Below are 17,198 nucleotides of genomic sequence, written 5' to 3'. Positions count from 1 at the left end.
TTCATGGCAGTCCGACGTAATTCTCCGCCAGGGTGGTCGCCGCCGCCTCCGACGAGGTGACGTAGTCGAGGTACGACAGCTGCAGCCGCCGCGCGTACGGGTCGTCGTCCTCGAACGTGTGCAGCAGCGTCGTCATCCACCACGAGAAGTGCTGTGCCCGCCACACCCGCTTCAGGCACGCGGCGGAGTAGCCGTCGAGCAGCTCGGTCGAGCCGTCCGCGAAGTACGCGGCCAGCGCCTCGGTCAGCACGCGGACGTCCGCGACGGCCAGGTTGAGCCCCTTGGCGCCGGTCGGCGGCACGATGTGCGCGGCGTCCCCGGCCAGGTAGAGCCGCCCGTACTGCATGGGCTCGGCCACGAACGCCCGCATCGGCGTGACGCCCTTCTCCATGATCTCGCCGGTCGCCAGCGTGAAGCCGGGCACGCTCTCCAGCCGCGCCTTCAGCTCGGCCCAGATCCGCTCGTCCGGCCAGTCTTCTACGTGGGCGTCGGCCGGCACCTGGAGGTAGAAGCGGCTGACGGTGGGCGAGCGCATGCTGTGCAGCGCGAAGCCGCGCTCGGTCCTGGTGTAGATGAGCTCCTCCGACGAGGGCGCGACCCTGGCCAGGATGCCCAGCCAGGCGAAGGGATAGTCCCGCTCGAAAACGCTCAGAACCCCCTCGGGGACGGCCGGCCTGGACACGCCGTGGAAGCCGTCGCAGCCGGCGATCACGTCGCAGTCGAGCCGCTCGCCGCCGAAGGTGAGGTAAGGCTCCGACTCCAGCGAGTGCAGGGCCACGTCCTCGACCTCGAAGCGCACGTCGCCGCCCGCCGCGAGCCTGGCCGCGATCAGGTCCTTGACCACTTCCTGCTGGCCGTACACGGTGATGGACCTGCCCGGCACGAGCTTCTCGAACGCGATGCGGTGGCCCGCGCCGCCGTACCTGAGCTCGATGCCGTGGTGCGGCAGCCCCTCGCGCAGCATCCGCTCGCCGACACCCGCCTCGACCAGCGTGTCCACCGTGCCCTGCTCGAGCACCCCGGCCCGCACCCGCCGCTCGACGTACTCGCGGCTGCGCTTCTCCAGCACCACGGAGGAGATGCCGCGCAGGTGGAGCAGATGAGACAGGAGCAGGCCGGCGGGCCCCGCGCCGATGATTCCGACCTGAGTTCGCATGAGGGAAGCATCCTGCCTCGACCGCGCTTTGGCCGAGATCTCCCTTCCGCTCAGTGGAAGAATGGCGCCATGGCAGGCGGATCGCGCGACCCCGGGCGTTCGGTGACGTCCAAGGTGCTGAGCGTCCTGGGCGCGTTCGACCCGGCGCATCCGCAGCTCACGCTGACCGAGGTGGCCAGGCGCAGCGGGCTGCCGCTGAGCACGGCGCACCGGCTGGTCGCCGAGCTGGAGGGCTGGCAGGCGCTGAGCCGCGCGCCCGACGGGCGGCTGCGGGTGGGCCTGCGGCTGTGGGAGCTGGGCCAGCTCGCGCCCCCGCCGCTCCACGAGCTGGCGCATCCGTGGCTGCAGGAGCTGTTCACGAGCACGGGCGAGAACGTGCACCTGGCCGTGCGCGACGGGCTCGAGGTGCTGTACGTGGACAAGGTGTACGGCAGGCGGGCGGTGCCCATCGTCTCCAGGACCGGCGGCCGGCTGCCGATGCACCCGACGGGCGTGGGCAGGGCGCTGCTGGCGTACGAGCCGGACTGGTTCGTGAAGTCCTACCTCGCGCGGCGGCTCGAACGCCCGACCCCGCACACGATCACCGAGCCGGGGCGGCTGGCCAGGGAGCTGGCGGCGGTGCGCGCCCAGGGGTACGCGCTGACGTACGAGGAGATGACCTTGGGCACCTGCTCGGCCGCGGCGCCGATCCTCGTGGAGGGGCGGCCCGTGGCGGCCGTGGGCATCGTGGTGTCGTCCCGGCGCGCCCGCGAGCTGCCCCGCCTGATCGATCCGCTGCTGAACGCGGCGACGGGCATCGCGAAGACTAGTCCCCCATCTTCTGGATCCGGTCCTTGAACAGGGTGGTGGCGATGGCGGCCTTGTGCGGCTGCCCCTTGAGGAACGCCTGCGCGAAGTTCTTCGCCTGCTCGTAGGAGACCTTGCCGGGCATGGGCGGCTCGTTCGGGTTGACGTCCACGTCCACCAGCGCCGGGCCGTCGTACGCGAGCGCCTGCCCGATCGTCAGGGCCACGTCCTCCGCCTTGACGACCTTGGCCGCGAACCCGCCGCACGACCGGGCCCAGGCCGAGAAGTCGGCTTCGGGCTCTCCGAAGCGCACGCCGTGCTCCGGATAGCCGAGCACCATCTGCTCCCACAGGATCTGGCCGAGCGAGTTGTTGTTGTTGATGATCACCTTGACCGGCAGCCGGTGCTGCACCGCCGTCAGGAACTCGGCCATCAGCATCGAGAAGCCGCCGTCGCCGACGTACGCGATGACCTGGCGGCCCGGGAAGGCGTGCTGCATGGCGATGGCGTACGGCAGCCCCGGCGCCATCGTGGCGAGCGTGCCCGACAGGTAGAACTGGCGCCCGCCCCGGATCGTCCAGTGCCTGGCGGCCCAGGTGGCGATGGTGCCGCTGTCGCAGGTCAGGATGGCGTCGTCGGTCGCGAGCTCGTCGAGGACCGACACGACGTACTGCGGCGCGATGGGATCCCGGTCCGGGTTCTCCAGCGTGTCCATCTCGGCCCGCCACTTGCCCATCTTCGTCTGATATTTCGACAGATGAGCGTGACGGTCCCGGTGCGTCAGCAGCGGCAGCAGCGCCTGCAGCCCCTCCTTGGCGTCGCACACGACGGGCACGTCGGTCGCGATCCGGGCCCCCGCCCTGGTGGGCTCCGCCTCGAACTGCACCACGCGCGCCGCCTCCGGCAGGAACTTCGTGTACGGGAAGTTCGTCCCCACCATGAACAGCACGTCGGTCTCGTCCATCAGCTCCTCGCTCGGCCGGGTGCCGAGCAGCCCGATCCCGCCGGTCGTGTACGGCGAGTCGTCCGGGATGACCGCCTTGCCGGGCAGCGTCTTGACCACGGGCGCCCCGAGTGCCTCGGCCACGGCCAGCACCTCCGGCCCGGCGTGCAGCGCTCCCTGCCCGACGAGCATGGCGGGGCGCTCGGCCTCGTTGAGCACGTCGGCCGCGCGCCGGAGGTCCTCGTGCCGCGGGATGCCCGCCGGCTGCAGGTAGATGGGCGCGGTCTCGGGCGCACGCGTGGGCGCCACGGTCTTGTACGGCTCCGCTCCCGCCTCGGCCACCTGGATGTCGTTGGGCACCGTGAGATGGGAGACCCCGCGCCGCGCGTAGGAGGTCCTGATCGCCAGGTCCACCAGCGAGGGCAGCTGCGCCGGGTTGGTGATCATCATGTTGTACTCGGTCACGTCGGCGAAGAGCCGGTCCAGGTGCACCTCCTGCTGGTAGCCGGTGCCCAGCACGGACGTCTCCTGCATGCCGGTGATCGCCAGCACCGGGACGTGGTCCAGCTTGGCGTCGTACAGGCCGTTGAGCAGGTGGATGCCGCCGGGCCCCGAGGTGGCCAGGCACACGCCGATCCGCCCGGTGGCCTTGGCGTAACCGGTGGCCATGAAGGCGGCCGCCTCCTCATGGTGGACGAGGACGAAGCGCACCCGGTCACGGTGGCGCCGCAGCCCCTCCATGATGCCGTTGATGCCGTCGCCCGGCAGGCCGAAGACGGTGTCGACGCCCCACTCGGCGAGCCGTTCTATCAGGGATTCCGCTGCGATTCGAGCCATGTGAGGCGCACTACCCTGCTCGCCCACTGACAGACGCTTTTACCAGATTCCTTGTCATTTCCAGAGATTCTTGTCATTTCCTGAGATTCACGGGTAGGGGGGCGGCATGCGCATTCTGGTCACGGGAGCCACGGGCACGCTGGGCGGCGCGCTGGTGCCCGCCCTGCTCAGAGCGGGCCATCAGGTGCGGGCGCTGAGCCGTACGAAGCGGGAGAGCCGCGGGAACGTCGAGTGGAGGTGGGGCGACCTCGTCTCCGGCAACGGCGTCGCGGACGCCGTGCGGGACGTCGACGTGATCGCGCACCTCGCCACGGGCGGCCGCAAGGGCCGCGGCGCCGTGGACGTGACCGGCACGCGCAAGCTGATCGCCGCCGCCCGCGAGTCGGGGTACGCGCACCTGCTCTACACCTCGGTCGTCGGCGCCGACCGCGTCGCCATCGGCCATCTCCGGCACAAGCTGGAGGCCGAGCGCCTGGTCTGCGAGAGCGACCTGGGCTGGACGATTCTCCGCGCCACCCCCTTCCATCAGTCGCTCGACCGGCGGCTGAGCGACTTCGAGTCGCTCCCCGTGCTCACCGTGGACCGCACGGTGCCCTGGCAGCCGGTCCACGCCGGCGAGGTGGCCACCCGCATCACCGAGCTGATCGCCGCGGGCCCCGCGCTGGACGAGATCGAGTACGGCGGCCCCCAGGTGCTCAGCACGGAGGAACTGGTCAAGACGTGGCTGCAGGCCAGGAACCTGCACCGCCCCTGCCTGCCCGTCCGCTTCCCCGGCAGCCTGTACGCGGCCCAGCGCGCCGGCGACCTCCTGACGGATGCCGAGCCCAAGGGGCGGATCACCTGGCAGGGCTACCTCTTCCCGCCGCCGCCCGAGCCCTCCGACGACTTCGCCGCCGAGCACACCGCCTCGCCCACCAGCCCGGCCAACCAGCCGGAGCAGGACCCGGACCTGCACGTCTACGGGGGCGACGAAGGCTACGAGCGCCCGACCCGCGGCTGAGCCCCTTTACGCACTCGTTACTTGATGGGATTCCCGCGCCTCTGTACGGTGCTTCAGTGCGACTTAACAACCTGTTCAGTAGCGCCACGGGAACGATGTGATGACGGAGCCGGAGAACGCCCGCTTGGGCGCCCGGATCCGGGCCTACCGGACCATGCGCCACATGACCGTGCGTGCTCTCGCGGTCCAGGCCAAGGCGAGCGCAAGCTTCATCAGCCAATTGGAGCGCGGGCAGACCAGCTCAAGCATCGGTATGCTCCGGCGCATCGCCTCGGCGCTCGGGCTCACTGTCGCGGATCTTTTCAACGAGGAGGACGAGATCGGCCACCGCGTGGTGCGCCGAGAAGCACGTCCGGAGTTGCACACCGCCCCCGGCACACGCAAGTTTCTGATCTCCCAGCGTCCGCTCCAGAACGTGGAAGTCTACGCCGCGGAGTTCGATCCGGGCTCGTCCACCGGGGACGAACCGTACACCCACGGCGACGCCCAGGAGATCCTCCTGGTGCTTCGCGGGCAGGTCACGCTCTGGCTCGGTTCAGACGGCTCCGCCACCGCGCACTTACTGAAGCCTGGGGACAGCGTGGAGTACCGCACCTCGGTCCCCCATCGGGTCGCCAACGAGTGTGACGAAACCGCCGAGGTCCTCTGGGTTGTCTCCCCGCCCACCACATCCGCCTGAACAGGCTTCACCCCTCCTCAAGGAAGTTCGATGAGAGATATCCCGCTGACCGGGGACTTCGCCAACGGCGGGGTCTCCTTCTGGTACCGCCAGATCGGCCTGCCGGAAAGGCGTCCCGCGCTGCCGGGGCCGCGCTCGTACGACGTGGCCATCGTCGGCGGCGGCTACACCGGCCTCTGGACCGCGTACTACCTGAAGAAGGCCGAGCCGGGGCTGCGGATCGCGATCCTGGAGAAGGAGTTCGCCGGGTTCGGGGCGTCGGGGCGGAACGGCGGCTGGCTGTCGGCCGAGTTCGCCGGGTCGCGCAAGCGGCACGCCAAGGCGCGCGGGCGGCAGGCCATGATCGACCTCCAGCACGCCATGTTCAGCTCCGTGGACGAGGTCATCGAGGTGACCCGCCAGGAGGGCATCGACGCCGACATCCACAAGGGCGGGCTCATCCACGTCGCGACGAACCCGGCCCAGCGGCGCAGGCTCCGCGCGGAGCTCGAGGACCTGCGCGCCTGGGGGTACGGCGAGGAGGACATGCGCCTGCTGGACCGCGACGAGCAGCGCGAACGCGTGCAGGTCGCGGGCGCGCTCGAGGCCACCTACTCGCCGCACTGCGCCCGCATCCAGCCCGCCAAGCTGGCCGTCGGCCTGGCCGAGGCGGTGGCCCGGCTGGGCGTGGACATCTTCGAGAACACCACGGTGACCGCGATCCGGCCGCGGCGCGACAACGCCCAGGCGGCGGCGATCACCCCGCGCGGGGCGGTCTCGGCGGACTACGTCATCCGCGCCACCGAGGGCTTCACCGCCTCGCTGGCGGGGCAGCACCGCCAGTGGCTGCCGATGAACAGCTCCATGATCGTCACCGAGCCGCTGCCCTCCGAGGTGTGGAAGCACATCGGGTGGCAGGGCAACGAACTGCTCGGGGACGAGGCGCACGCCTACATCTACGCGCAGCGCACGGCCGACGACCGCATCGCGATCGGCGGGCGCGGGGTGCCCTACCGGTACGGCTCGCGTACCGACGTCCGGGGCGCCACGCAGCCGCAGACGGTGGCGCTGCTCTGGCGGATGCTGGTCAAGCTCTTCCCCGCGGCCGCGGACGCGCGCATCCAGCACTCCTGGTGCGGCGTGCTGGGCGTGCCGCGCGACTGGTGCTCGACGGTCCACCTCGACCACGCGACGGGGCTCGGCTGGGCGGGCGGCTACGTCGGCAGCGGCGTCACGACGACCAACCTGGCCGGGCGTACGCTCCGCGACCTGGTGCTGCGCCACGACACCGAGCTCACGGCCCTGCCGTGGGTGGGCCGCCAGGTGCGCCAGTGGGAGCCGGAGCCGCTGCGGTGGACGGGGGTCCAGCTGATCTACGCGCTGTTCCGGGCCGCCGACCGCCGGGAGAACGACCACGGCACCACGACGTCGCCGTACGCCCGCCTGGCGAACCTGATCTCGGGCCGCTGAGCCGGGGCGTCAGGGGACGACGATGCGCTCCTGCTCTGTCGGCGGCGTCCCGCCGTACCAGGGCAGGGGTTTGCCGAAGCGGACCAGCTCCCCGTACAGGGCGGGGTCGGCGCCCTCGCCGAGCACCAGGTCGAGCACGGCCCACGCGGCCTGGGCCGGCGTCTGAGCGTGGCCGTACTCGCTGAACCAGGGCCGCGAGGCCCGGGTGTCGACCATGCCGGGGCAGACGGCGGCGATCAACGTGCCGGTGGCGAGGTCGCGCTCGCGGCGCCCGGCCGCGAGCGCCCGCACGGCGGCCACCTGCGCCACCTTGGAGGGCACGTTCAGCCAGCGCGGCCAGCCGGCTTCGTCGAGCGTCCCGGCGTGAATGGCGTCGCGCCAGGATTCGACGGCCTGCTCGACCTGGTCGAGCGAGGCGCCGTCGAACAGGTGGTGCAGCCGGGGATCGAGGTGGCCGAGGGTGCCCAGGCTGCTGGCCACGACGATGAGCCGCCCGCCGGGCCTCAGTATCGGGCTGTACGCGCGCAGGATCGTGTGGGTGGCGACGTTGGCGACGTCGATGAACTCGTCGGCCTGCTCGGCCTGTGACCTGTCGGGAAGGTTCGGGGCGATGGCGTTGGAGATCACCACGTCCACCCCTCCGTGGCGCTCGCGCAGCTCATCGGCGAGCCCGGTCACGGCGCCGGCGTCGGCGACGTCGAGGACCCGGCCCTCCACCCGGCTGCGCGTGCCGGGTGAGCGCATGACCTCGCGGGCGGCGTCCGAGACCCGCCGGGCGTCGCGGCCGGTGAGCAGGACCAGGTCGTCCGGGGCCATCCGGGCGGCCAGCCCTTCGACGAGGGCGCGGCCGAGGCCCTGGTTCGCCCCGGTCACCAAGGCGATGCGTGGATCGTTCATGCCGCCACGCTAGGAGGCGGCTCGATCATGAGTCCAACGAAAGTTACGCACACCTGGTATGCGTAGACGTCATGGATTTCAGCGACGTGTCGCTGACCGCGCTGCGGGTCTTTCGCACCGTGGCCGAGCAGGGCACCTTCACCGCCGCCGCGTCCGCGCTGGGCTACACGCAGTCGGCGGTGTCCCGGCAGATCGCTTCCCTGGAACGGGCCGCGGGGGCGGACCTGCTGGAGAGGCGGCGCGACGGCGCCCGGCTGACCGCCGCCGGCCGCGTCGTGCTGCGCCGGGCCACCATCGTGCTGGACGAGATCGACGCGACCGCGCGGGAGCTGTCCGGCCTGCCGGCCCGGGCCGGGGTCGTGCGGGTGGGCTGGTTCCCCAGCGCGGGCGCCGTCCTGCTGACCAGGGCTCTCGTCGAGCTGCGCCGTACGGACCCCGCCATCACGGTCGTCACCCGGGAAGGCAGCACCCCGGCGCTCGTCCGCGCGCTGCGCGCCGGCAGCCTGGACCTGGCCGTGCTGGCGTCGGCGCCACCGTTCCGGCCGCCGGACGCCGAGTCGCCGCCGCTGGCCGTCCAGACGCTCGCCGAACGTGGCCTGCGCCTGGCCGTGCCCGCCGCCCACCCGCTCGCCCACGGCGACTACATCGACGTCGCCGACCTGCGCGGGCAGCGCTGGATCGCCGGCCCGGCGGGTGACGACCTGGTGATGGGAGTGTGGCCCGGCCTGGACGAGAAGCCCGAGATCGCCCATACCGCCCGCGACTGGCTCGCCAAGCTTCACCTCGTCGCGTCCGGCTGCGGGCTGACCACCGTCTCCGCCCTGCTGGTCCCGGCCGCGCCGCCGGGCGTACGCATCCTGCCGGTGAGGGGCGGCCCGCAGGAGCACCGCCGCCTGCTCCTCGCCCGCCTGCCGCACCCGCCGGCGGAGCCGGTCGCCCGCGTCGCGGACGCCCTGCGCACCGCCGCACTCAACACCGAGACGCCGCCGTAACTCCTGCGACCCAGGCCGCGGGAGTCAGCTTGCCGGCCCGTGCAGGGAGCCGAGGGTGAGCGGCGGCGCCGGCGGCAGGGGCTCGGCGTGCTCGGCCCGGAAGGACTGCAGCAGGTAGGCCACCAGCCGCCGCGACGACGCCGCCGCGGCCTGGCTCGTTCCGGTGGCGACGCCGAAGTTGGCCTTGAGCACCAGCGTCAGGTCGGCCAGGTCGAAGTCGGCCCGCAGCCGCCCCGCGGCCTTGGCCCGCCGCATCACCTCGGCGAGGCCCCGCTCGGCCCGCACCCGCGTACGCTCGTAGTCGATCGCGTCGGGGAACGCCGTCAGGAACGCGTCGGTGAACCCCCGATCGGCGGCCTGCATCGCGCACACCTTCTCGATCAACGAGCAGAACCCCCGCCACGGGTCCGGATCGGCCAGCGCCTCGTCCACGACCGACGCGCACGTGGCCAGCTCGTCGCCGAACACCTCCGTGATCAGCGACTCCCGCGACGGGAACCGCCGATAGAGCGTGGCCACACCCACCCCGGCGCGCCGCGCGATGGCCGCCATGGGCACGTCCAGCCCGCGCGTGGCGAACGAGTCCCGCGCGGCCTCGAGGATGCGCACGCGGTTGTGCCGCGCGTCGGCCCGCAGCGCCTGCGCGGGCTCCATCTGAGAGGGATGACCAGGCATATTTCTCACATTAACGTAAATGGAGGGCCCCATCCGGTTAGCCGATTAACGTCACTCACGTGGAGATGAATGCGACTGAGATGCGCGCGGCCCTGTTCGACCGGTACGGGCCACCGGAGGTGCTGTATGTGGGCACGGTGCCGAAGCCGGTCCCCGGACCCGGCGAGGTGCTGGTGCGCGTGCACGCCGCCAGCGTGAACGGCGGCGAGCTGCACGGCCGGGCGGGCAAGATGCGGCCCGTGACCGCGCTGATGCAGCGGGGCTTCCCGAAACGCATGGGGCTCGACTTCACCGGCGAGGTCGTCGCCCTGGGCCCCGACCCGGCCGAACCCGGCCCCCGCCTGGGCGACCGGGTGTGGGGTGTGCTGGACCGCACGTTCGGCAGCGTCGCCGAGTACCTGGCCGTCCGCCCCCGTCACCTGTCCCTCGTCCCGGCGGGCCTCGACCTGGTGGAGGCCGCGGCGCTCCCGGTGGGCACGACGGCGATCACGGCACTGCGCGACAAGGCGCGACTGCGGCCGGGCGAGCGCCTGCTCGTACGCGGCGGCAGCGGCGGCGTCGGGGTCACGGCGGTGCAGCTCGGCAGGGCGCTCGGCGCCCACGTCACCGCCCTGGCCGGGGCACGCCACCTCGACCTCGTCCGCGACCTCGGCGCCCACGAGGTCTATGACTACGCCACCACGCGGCCTGCGGATCTGCCGCAGTTCGACGTGGTCATGGACACCGTCGGCTCCCACCACCCCGCCTACCGGCGCCTCCTGACGCCGTCGGGTCGCATGGTGGCGATCGCCTTCGACGTCGACCGGATCGCCGCGTCCCTGTCGTACATCGCCGCCTCCACCGTGTACGGCCGGCGGCGCGTGCGCTTCTTCAGCGGCCGGCCCACCCACCGCCTCTTCGCCGACCTCACCCGGTACGTGGAGACCGGCGCCCTCCGCCCGGTCGTGGACACCGTGTTCCCCCTGGAAGAGATCGCCAAGGCGCACCGGACCCTGGAGGCGGGCGGCGTGAGCGGCAAGATCATCGTCCGCGTCGTCTGAGACCCGGGGCCGCCGAAAACCGGTCGCTTCCGCGCGGCGGTCGTCGTTAGCGTGTCACGGTGATCTACGAGCATCCTCTGGCGTACGTGCTGGGCCTGGAGGGCATCGCTCTGATGCGCTCCTTCACCGGCGAGCACGACCGCGCGTTCGTCGAGGCCCGCCTGGCCGAGATCCGCAAGTTCCTCGACGACGACTCCCTGGCCGACGCCGCCGTCGAGGTGGCTCGCGTGGACACCGTGGAGGGTTACCGGATCTGGTCGCGGACCTACGACGGGCCCAACAGCGCGTTCGACCTCGACGAGCCGTTCATCAGGGAGATCGTCGACGCGTTACCGGCCGGCGACGCGCTGGACGTGGCGTGCGGCACCGGCAGGATGGCGGCCTACCTGGCCGGTCGCGGCCATCGGGTGCGCGGCGTGGACAGCTCGCCCGACATGCTGGAGCGGGCGCGCCGGCGGGTGCCGCAGGCGGAGTTCCTGGCGGGCGAGCTGTCCTCGCTGCCGGTGCCCGGCGAGTCCGTCGACCTGGTGGTCTGCTCGCTGGCGTTGACGCATGTGCCCGTGCTGGACCCGGTGCTGGCCGAGTTCGCCCGGGTGTTGCGGCCCGGCGGGCATGTGGTGATCGCCGACATCCATCCCGAGGGCGTGGCGCAGGGGGTGGTCCCGCCCGTACGGCTGCCGGACGGCCGGCCGGCGAGGGTGGCCACCTACCGTCACCTGGTCGGGGACTACGTACGAGCCGCGCTGGCGGCGGGGCTCCAGGTGCGGCGCTGCGAGGAGCCCCGGCACCCGGCAGGGGAGCCACGCGAGCGAACCGACGTCCTGGAGGCGTGGGACGTGTGGCCGTGGGCCCTGTGCGACCTCGCGCCCGAGGCGGCGCACGCGGCCATCGCCGGGAGGCCGTCCATGCTGTTCTGGCACTTTCAGCGCTAGCCGATCCTCAGCCGGGGCCTCCGGCGCCGCGCCAGGGGTCGTAGTCGACCTCCAGCGGCTCCTGCTCCGGCCGCTGCTCCTCCGGCACGTGCTGGAGGTTGACCCGGACGCGATACCACACGCTGCTGCGCCCCCGCATGCCGTCGACCAGCACGTCGGCGGGCTCCAGCCGGGCCGCGACCTCCGGATGGCGGCCCTTCCACCGCTCGAACCCGGCCAGCGCCTCGTCCTTGTGCTCAGCCCGCGCGATCTCGATGACGGGCATGGTCTGCTGCCGGCGCCCCGCGCCCTTGGGCGGCTTGGGCGCGGGCCCGAGCTCGTCGGCCAGCCGCAGCAGCCCGTCGAGCGAGCCCGGGTGCAGGTCCATGTCCTCCCACGGGTCGCCGGCCGCGGCCAGGCGCTTGGGCACGGTGTCGATCGTGTACGCCTCGGGGTGGCAGCCCGGCACCTCGTCCCAGGTCAGAGGGGTCGAGACGCGCGCATCGGGGACGGCGCGCACGGAGTAGGAGGAGGCCACCGTGCGGTCGTAGGCGTTCTGGTTGAAGTCGACGAAGACGCCGTGCCGCTCCTCCTTCCACCACCGGCTGGTGGCCAGGTCGGGAGCCCGCCGCTCCACCTCGCGGGCCACCGTCTCGGCGGCCTTGCGCACCTTGGCGAACGGCCAGCGCCGCTCGATCCGGGCGTACACATGGAACCCTCGCGACCCGGACGTCTTGGGCCAGGCGACCAGCCCGTGGTCGGCCAGCACCTCGCGCGCCACCTGCGCGGTCGCCAGCACGTCGGACCACGGGACGCCGGGCACCGGGTCGAGGTCGATGCGGAGCTCGTCGGGCCTGGACAGGTCGTCGGAGCGCACCGGATGGGGGTTGAGGTCGACGCACCCCAGATTGACCACCCAGAGCAGCTGGGCCAGGTCGGTGCAGACGACCTCCTCGGCGCCGAGCCCCGAGCGGTATTTCAGCTCTGCCACCTCGATCCAGTCGGGCCGCTTGGCCGGGGCGCGCTTCTGGAAGAAGGCCTCCTGCTCGATGCCGTGCACGAACCGCTTGAGCACCATCGGCCGCCCGTGGACGCCCCGCAGCGCCGCCTCACCCACGGCCTGGTAGTAGCGGACCAGGTCGAGCTTGGTGTGGCCGCTCTGCGGGAAGACCACCTTGTCTGGGCTGGTGATGCTGACCTCGCGCCCCACGACCTCGATGACAGGCATAGGGTCACCCTACGCGGGGCCACCGACAAGAACCCCTGGCAGCTCAGCGCGTCAGCTCGGCGCGGCGGGCGAGGCTGCGTGACTCCCAGTACGCCAGCCCGAGCCGCCGATGCGTGGCGATGGCGGCCTCGTTGTGCTCGAGTGCCTTGTCCCCGCGCCCGAGCCGGAGCGCGAGCTCGGCCAGCACGTCCTGCACGGAGCCCAGGGCGGCGCTGCCCATGCCCATGATGACCGGCTGCCCGGCGATCGGCAGCAGCCGCTCGTACATGTCCCCGGGGTCGGGCGTGCCGAGCTGGGCGGCCACAAGCCCCCAGACCGGGAAGAAGAAGTCCGCCGACCAGTCCTCCTGCAGGTCCACGCCCCACCGTTCGACGAGCTCGCGCGCCTGGTCGGTGCGCCCCACGTCCAGGGAGGCCAGGATGGCGAGCGGGCGTACCAGGGTCATGCGCGGACGGTCGCCCGCGGCCACCAGCTCGTCCACCAGCTCCGCCACCCGGCCCTGGCCACGCCGGCACGCGTAGAGGCCGGACAGGCGGCGGACGTCCAGGCCCCACAGGCTCGCCCCGAAGGCGATCGTGGGGAAGCGTTCGAGCAGCGCCTCCACCTCCGCCCACCGACCGTGCAGCACGTGGTCGGCGGACTGGGAGACGCGGACCATGGCCTCCAGCTCGGGCCGGTCCACCTCGTGGAGCAGCTGCTCACAGCGGGCCAGGTCTCTCCTCCACTCGTCCAGGTCGCCGGCGCGCAGCAGGCACGACATGCGCAGCACCCGCCCCACCACCTTGGCCTCCCTGGGCAGGCCGGGCACGGCCAGCATCTCCTCGGCCGCCGCCAGCCGTTCGCGGTTGCGGCCCGGTACGAAGCTCGTGATCAGGTAGTTGTTGAGCGCCCTGGCCAGCAGCATGGACTCGCCCGAGCGGCGGGCCAGGTCGATCGCGTCGAGCGCCAGCCGCTCGCCCTCGGCCCGCCGGGGGCCGTAGTACAGCTCGATGCCGAGCGTGCCCAGGAGCGCGGCCCTGGACCGGTCGTCGAGATCGCCCGCCAGGAGGTCCTCCAGGATCACGACCATGTCCTCGTCCACGATGCCGTACGGGCGCCAGTTCCACACCGACAGGCCGCCGAAGACGGAGACCGCCGCCACCAGCGCGTCCCTGTCGCCGAGCCGCTGGGCCTGGGCGACCGCCTCGCTCAGGTCGCGGTAGGCGCCCTGGGCGTCGCCCATGGTGCGGCGGGCCTGGCCCAGCTCGGTCAGCACGTGGCAGCGTCCGGGCGAGTCGCCGGGCGGGAGGTGGTCGAGCGCCAGCTCCCACAGCTGGACGGCCTCCTGGTAGCCGTGCCGCCGCGCGGCCTGCCCGGCGGCCCGCGTCGCGTACGTGGCGGCCTTGGGTGCGCCGCCCAGCCTGGCCGCCGCGGCGAAGTGCCCCGCCAGGATCGCGGGGTCGGCGCCGGGCACGGTCTCCAGGTGCTCGGCGGCCCGCAGGTGCAGGCGGGCGCGGCCCAGCCTGGTGAGCCCCGCGTCGAGGGCCTGCCGTACGAGGGCGTGGGAGAAGCGGTAGTCGGCGGCCCCGTTGAACGTCTCGGTGAGCAGCCCGGCGGCCAGCGCGGGCTCCAGCTGCGACATGACCTCCTCGACCGGGCGGTCCGCCAGGGCGGTCAGCAGGTCCAGCTCCACCTCTCGGCCCGCGACCGCGGCGGCTCTGAGCAGCTCCTGGGTGGGCTCGGGGAGGCGGGTCAGCCGGCGTTCGATGACGTCGCGGGCGCCGGGAGGGACGAGGTGGCGCTCGCGTTCCGGCAGGCGGAGCAGCTCGGTGAGGTAGAACGGGTTGCCGCCCGAGCGGTCGAGCAGCTCCTGCGGGTCGGCCGCCACGTCGTGCAGGCGCAGGTAGTCGCGAATGCCCGAGGCGTCGAACGGTTTCAGCGGCACCCTGCCGCCCTCCCTGGCCAGCACGCCGAGGGTCTCGCGCAGCTGCTCCGGATGGTCGCCGGGCTCGGGCCTGAGCGTGGCGACGATGAGCGCGGAGGTCCGCGCCAGCTCGCCCGCGACGTGGCCGAGCAGCCTCAGCGAGGAGGCGTCGGCCCAGTGCAGGTCCTCGAGCACCACCAGCAGGGGGCCCTTGCGCAGCTCGGTCAGCACGGCGTCGTACAGGTCGAACAGCTCGGCGTGCGGGGACGCAGGGATCAGGCCCGCCTTGGTCCAGGGCCAGAACGCCGGAGCCGTGCCGCCGTCGAGGCAGCGCCCCCACTCCACCCTGAAGCCCCGGGCGGCGGCGAGGTCGGCGGCGGCCCTGGCCAGGCTCGTCTTCCCGATGCCTGCCTCGCCGGTGACCAGGACCAGCCCGCCCCTGCCGCGCCGGGCCTCGGACAGCAGCTCCTCCAGGACCCGCAGCTCGCCCTCCCTGGCCACGAGCCGGTCCCCGTCGAAGGCGGACGCGGGTCTCGGGCTGTCCGCGGGCGCCTCCTCGGCTCTCGCGGGTGTTCCGGCGTCGAGCTCGGGCGCCTGCTCGAACACGGCCTGCTCCAGCCGCCTCAGCTCCGGCCCCGGCTCGATGCCCAGCTCGTCGGCGAGCAGGGCGCGCACCCTGCGCAGCGCCGCGAGCGCGTCGGCCTGGCGTCCCGCCCGGTACAGCCCGAGCACCAGCAGCCCCCACGCCCGCTCGCGGTAGGGATGCGCCTCGGTCAGCGCCTCCAGGTCGGCCACGCTGGCCTCTCCCAGCGACAGCCGGGCCTCCAGCCGGTCCTCCTCGGCCGCCAGTCGCAGCTCGCCCAGCCGCGCGGCGGCCGCCGGCGCCAGATCGGGGAACTCGGCCAGCGGCTGCCCGCGCCACAGCGCGAGCGCCCGGTCCAGCGTCCGGCCCGCCTCCGCGTGCCGCCCCTGTCTCACCAGGCGCGCGCCGTCGGCGGCCCACGCGGCGAAGCGGCCCACGTCGGTCTGGCCAGGTGTGATGTTCAGCAGGTAGCCGGGTTCGCGGGTGAGCAGCACCTGGGGCGGCGTGCGCGGCCTGCGGTCCGGCTCGAGCACCCGCCGCAGGTGTGAGACGTACGCCTGCAGCGTCGCCGTGGCCTTGGCCGGCGCCTCGCCCGCCCACAGCTCCTCGATCAGCAGGTCGAGCGGGACGACCCGGCCGGGCTCGAGCGCCAGCCTGGCGAGGACCGCCCGCTGCTTGCGGGTGCCGGGGTCGAGCCGGTTGCCCTCGTCGTCGTCCACCTCAAGTGGGCCGAACAGTCTGAACTCCACGAAGCTCAAGTCAACCCCAAATTTTTCTCAAGTCCTAAACCGCACGCTGGACACATGAACGAACTGAGGAACCTGATGAACGGCCGCGTGCTCCTCCCCGGCGACGAGGGCTTCGACGAGGCGCGCAGACCGTGGAACCTGGCCGTCGACCAGCCGGTGCGCGCGGTGGTCGAGGTGGCCGACGCGGACGACGTGGCGGCCGCGGTCGGTTTCGCCCGCCTGCACGGGCTGGCGGTGACCGCGCAGCCGAGCGGCCACGGCCCCTCGGGCGACACCGAGGGCACGATCCTGCTGCGTACCCGCGGGCTCGGCGGCGTGGAGATCGGCAACGGGGTGGCCCGCGTCGGCGCGGGCGTGAAGTGGGGCGAGGTGCTGTCGGCGGCGAGCCCGCTCGGCCTGACCGGCCTCGCCGGCAGCTCCCCCGTGGTCAGCGTGGTCGGGTACACGCTGGGCGGCGGGCTGAGCTGGTTCAGCAGGAAGTACGGCTTCGCGTCCGACAGCGTGCGCGCCTTCGACGCGGTGGACGCCGAGGGCAGGCAGGTCAGGGTGACGGCCGATCGGGACCCCGAGCTGTTCTGGGCGCTGCGGGGCGGCGGCGGCGACTTCGCGGTCGTGACGGCGGTGGAGTTCGAGCTGAGCCCCGCGCCCTTCCTGTACGGCGGGCGGATCATGTGGCCGATCGAGCGGGCGCCCGAGGTGCTGGCCGCCTTCCGCGAGGTCACCGCGTCGGCGCCGGACGAGCTGACGGTCTGGTTCGACCTGCTGCAGATCCCCGGCGGTCCCGGCTTCGTCATGATCGACTGCACGTACCTGGGCCGGGACCCGGGCGCGCTGCTGCGGCCCTTCGACCTGATCGGCGGGGCCGTCAGCGACAATCGGAGGCTGCTGCCGGTGGCCGAGCTGGGCTCCATCTGCGACGAGCCCACGGACCCCTCTCCGGGGGTGAGCCGGGGCGAGCTGCTGACCGGGCTGGACGACGAGGTGGCCGGCGTGCTGCTGGGCGAGCCGATCGACCCGATGATCAGCGTGCAGATCCGGCATCTGGGCGGTGCGCTCGCCAGGCCCGCGGACGGTGGCGGCGCCGCGGGGCACCTGGACGAGCCGTACCTGGTCTACGCGATCGGCCAGCCCACCGAGGCCACGGCCGAGCGCCTCGGGCGGCTGGGCAAGGCGCTGGTGCCGTTCAGCAGCGGGCGCAAGCCGTACACGATGCTGCACGGCGGGGAGCAGGCCGCGGCCGCGTTCCCGCGCGAGACGCTGGCCAGGCTGCGCGATCTCAAGCGCTCCCGCGACCCGCACGGCGTGATCAGGGCGAACTTCCCCGTGCTGGGGTAGGGCTCGGGGGCTGGTTTCTGTCGGGGGCGTGCGGC

At 72.9% G+C, this 17,198-nt stretch carries 14 protein-coding genes; 8 read left to right on the top strand and 6 right to left on the bottom strand.

The features are described from left to right. Nucleotide 1 precedes the first annotated feature (1 nt). Complete coding sequence (gene pobA / locus AB0J64_RS41315; protein ID WP_364040316.1) at nt 2-1,156, bottom strand: 4-hydroxybenzoate 3-monooxygenase; 1,155 nt, start codon at nt 1,154-1,156, stop codon at nt 2-4. 69 nt (nt 1,157-1,225) lie between these two features. Between pobA and AB0J64_RS41310 the strand changes: the two genes are divergently transcribed. Further along, the gene (locus tag AB0J64_RS41310) at nt 1,226-1,993 is read left to right on the top strand and encodes an IclR family transcriptional regulator (protein ID WP_364040313.1); all 768 of its coding nucleotides are present in this window, start codon (nt 1,226-1,228) and stop codon (nt 1,991-1,993) included. Here AB0J64_RS41310 and AB0J64_RS41305 read toward each other — a convergent pair. Then, entirely contained in the window at nt 1,962-3,722 is a 1,761-nt protein-coding gene (locus AB0J64_RS41305; protein ID WP_364040311.1) for a thiamine pyrophosphate-binding protein, read from the bottom strand. The genes AB0J64_RS41310 and AB0J64_RS41305 overlap by 32 nt on opposite strands. Before the next feature lie 106 nt (nt 3,723-3,828). Between AB0J64_RS41305 and AB0J64_RS41300 the strand changes: the two genes are divergently transcribed. From AB0J64_RS41300 to AB0J64_RS41290, 3 genes are all read left to right on the top strand, one after another. Continuing rightward, entirely contained in the window at nt 3,829-4,722 is an 894-nt protein-coding gene (locus AB0J64_RS41300) for an NAD(P)H-binding protein (RefSeq protein ID WP_364040308.1), read from the top strand. A 100-nt stretch (nt 4,723-4,822) separates the two neighbouring features. Continuing rightward, entirely contained in the window at nt 4,823-5,401 is a 579-nt protein-coding gene (locus tag AB0J64_RS41295) for a cupin domain-containing protein (protein ID WP_364040305.1), read from the top strand. 30 nt (nt 5,402-5,431) lie between these two features. Next, a complete protein-coding gene (locus AB0J64_RS41290) occupies nt 5,432-6,850 on the top strand; it encodes an FAD-binding oxidoreductase (RefSeq protein ID WP_364040302.1) in 1,419 nt (472 codons plus the stop codon). Between the two features lie 9 nt (nt 6,851-6,859). Here the strand turns inward: AB0J64_RS41290 and AB0J64_RS41285 are convergent, their stop codons facing one another. Beyond that, nucleotides 6,860-7,747 carry an SDR family NAD(P)-dependent oxidoreductase gene (locus AB0J64_RS41285; protein WP_364040299.1) on the bottom strand — a complete coding sequence of 296 codons (888 nt, stop codon included), beginning with the start codon at nt 7,745-7,747 and terminating at the stop codon, nt 6,860-6,862. A 71-nt stretch (nt 7,748-7,818) separates the two neighbouring features. Here AB0J64_RS41285 and AB0J64_RS41280 point away from each other — a divergent pair, with 71 nt between their 5' ends. After that, nucleotides 7,819-8,739: a LysR family transcriptional regulator gene (locus tag AB0J64_RS41280; protein WP_364040296.1), complete on the top strand. Its 921-nt coding sequence runs from the start codon at nt 7,819-7,821 to the stop codon at nt 8,737-8,739. 24 nt (nt 8,740-8,763) lie between these two features. Here AB0J64_RS41280 and AB0J64_RS41275 read toward each other — a convergent pair whose 3' ends face one another. After that, nucleotides 8,764-9,414 (bottom strand): helix-turn-helix domain-containing protein, encoded by a 651-nt coding sequence (locus AB0J64_RS41275; protein ID WP_364040293.1) that lies wholly within the window; start codon nt 9,412-9,414, stop codon nt 8,764-8,766. A gap of 65 nt (nt 9,415-9,479) precedes the next feature. On the opposite strand from AB0J64_RS41275, the gene AB0J64_RS41270 reads away from it, so the two are divergent. Continuing rightward, a complete protein-coding gene (locus AB0J64_RS41270) occupies nt 9,480-10,454 on the top strand; it encodes an NAD(P)-dependent alcohol dehydrogenase (RefSeq protein ID WP_364040413.1) in 975 nt (324 codons plus the stop codon). Nucleotides 10,455-10,513: 59 nt separating this feature from the next. Next, nucleotides 10,514-11,386, top strand: coding sequence for a class I SAM-dependent methyltransferase (locus AB0J64_RS41265; RefSeq protein ID WP_364040290.1), 873 nt, complete (start codon nt 10,514-10,516; stop codon nt 11,384-11,386). A gap of 7 nt (nt 11,387-11,393) precedes the next feature. Here AB0J64_RS41265 and ligD read toward each other — a convergent pair whose 3' ends face one another. Together ligD and AB0J64_RS41255 are read right to left on the bottom strand one after the other, a co-directional pair. Continuing rightward, a complete protein-coding gene (ligD, locus tag AB0J64_RS41260) occupies nt 11,394-12,593 on the bottom strand; it encodes a non-homologous end-joining DNA ligase (protein ID WP_364040287.1) in 1,200 nt (399 codons plus the stop codon). Nucleotides 12,594-12,636: 43 nt separating this feature from the next. Next, nucleotides 12,637-15,828, bottom strand: a complete 3,192-nt coding sequence (locus AB0J64_RS41255; RefSeq protein WP_364040284.1) for a BTAD domain-containing putative transcriptional regulator — start codon at nt 15,826-15,828, stop codon at nt 12,637-12,639. 54 nt (nt 15,829-15,882) lie between these two features. On the opposite strand from AB0J64_RS41255, the gene AB0J64_RS41250 reads away from it, so the two are divergent. Then, nucleotides 15,883-17,163, top strand: coding sequence for an FAD-binding oxidoreductase (locus AB0J64_RS41250; protein WP_364040281.1), 1,281 nt, complete (start codon nt 15,883-15,885; stop codon nt 17,161-17,163). Nucleotides 17,164-17,198 lie beyond the last annotated feature (35 nt).

This window comes from Nonomuraea sp. NPDC049695 (assembly GCF_040674955.1).
Lineage (GTDB): Bacteria > Actinomycetota > Actinomycetes > Streptosporangiales > Streptosporangiaceae > Nonomuraea > Nonomuraea helvata.
This window is presented reverse-complemented; position numbering and strand designations above follow the sequence as displayed.

Bases quoted from the DNA above. Each gene is read 5' to 3' on its own strand.
- pobA (WP_364040316.1), bottom strand. From the start codon at position 1,156: ATGCGAACTCAGGTCGGAATCATCGGCGCGGGGCCCGCCGGCCTGCTC.
- AB0J64_RS41310 (WP_364040313.1), top strand. From the start codon at position 1,226: ATGGCAGGCGGATCGCGCGACCCCGGGCGTTCGGTGACGTCCAAGGTG.
- AB0J64_RS41305 (WP_364040311.1), bottom strand. From the start codon at position 3,722: ATGGCTCGAATCGCAGCGGAATCCCTGATAGAACGGCTCGCCGAGTGG.
- AB0J64_RS41300 (WP_364040308.1), top strand. From the start codon at position 3,829: ATGCGCATTCTGGTCACGGGAGCCACGGGCACGCTGGGCGGCGCGCTG.
- AB0J64_RS41295 (WP_364040305.1), top strand. From the start codon at position 4,823: ATGACGGAGCCGGAGAACGCCCGCTTGGGCGCCCGGATCCGGGCCTAC.
- AB0J64_RS41290 (WP_364040302.1), top strand. From the start codon at position 5,432: ATGAGAGATATCCCGCTGACCGGGGACTTCGCCAACGGCGGGGTCTCC.
- AB0J64_RS41285 (WP_364040299.1), bottom strand. From the start codon at position 7,747: ATGAACGATCCACGCATCGCCTTGGTGACCGGGGCGAACCAGGGCCTC.
- AB0J64_RS41280 (WP_364040296.1), top strand. From the start codon at position 7,819: ATGGATTTCAGCGACGTGTCGCTGACCGCGCTGCGGGTCTTTCGCACC.
- AB0J64_RS41275 (WP_364040293.1), bottom strand. From the start codon at position 9,414: ATGCCTGGTCATCCCTCTCAGATGGAGCCCGCGCAGGCGCTGCGGGCC.
- AB0J64_RS41270 (WP_364040413.1), top strand. From the start codon at position 9,480: ATGAATGCGACTGAGATGCGCGCGGCCCTGTTCGACCGGTACGGGCCA.
- ligD (WP_364040287.1), bottom strand. From the start codon at position 12,593: ATGCCTGTCATCGAGGTCGTGGGGCGCGAGGTCAGCATCACCAGCCCA.
- AB0J64_RS41250 (WP_364040281.1), top strand. From the start codon at position 15,883: ATGAACGAACTGAGGAACCTGATGAACGGCCGCGTGCTCCTCCCCGGC.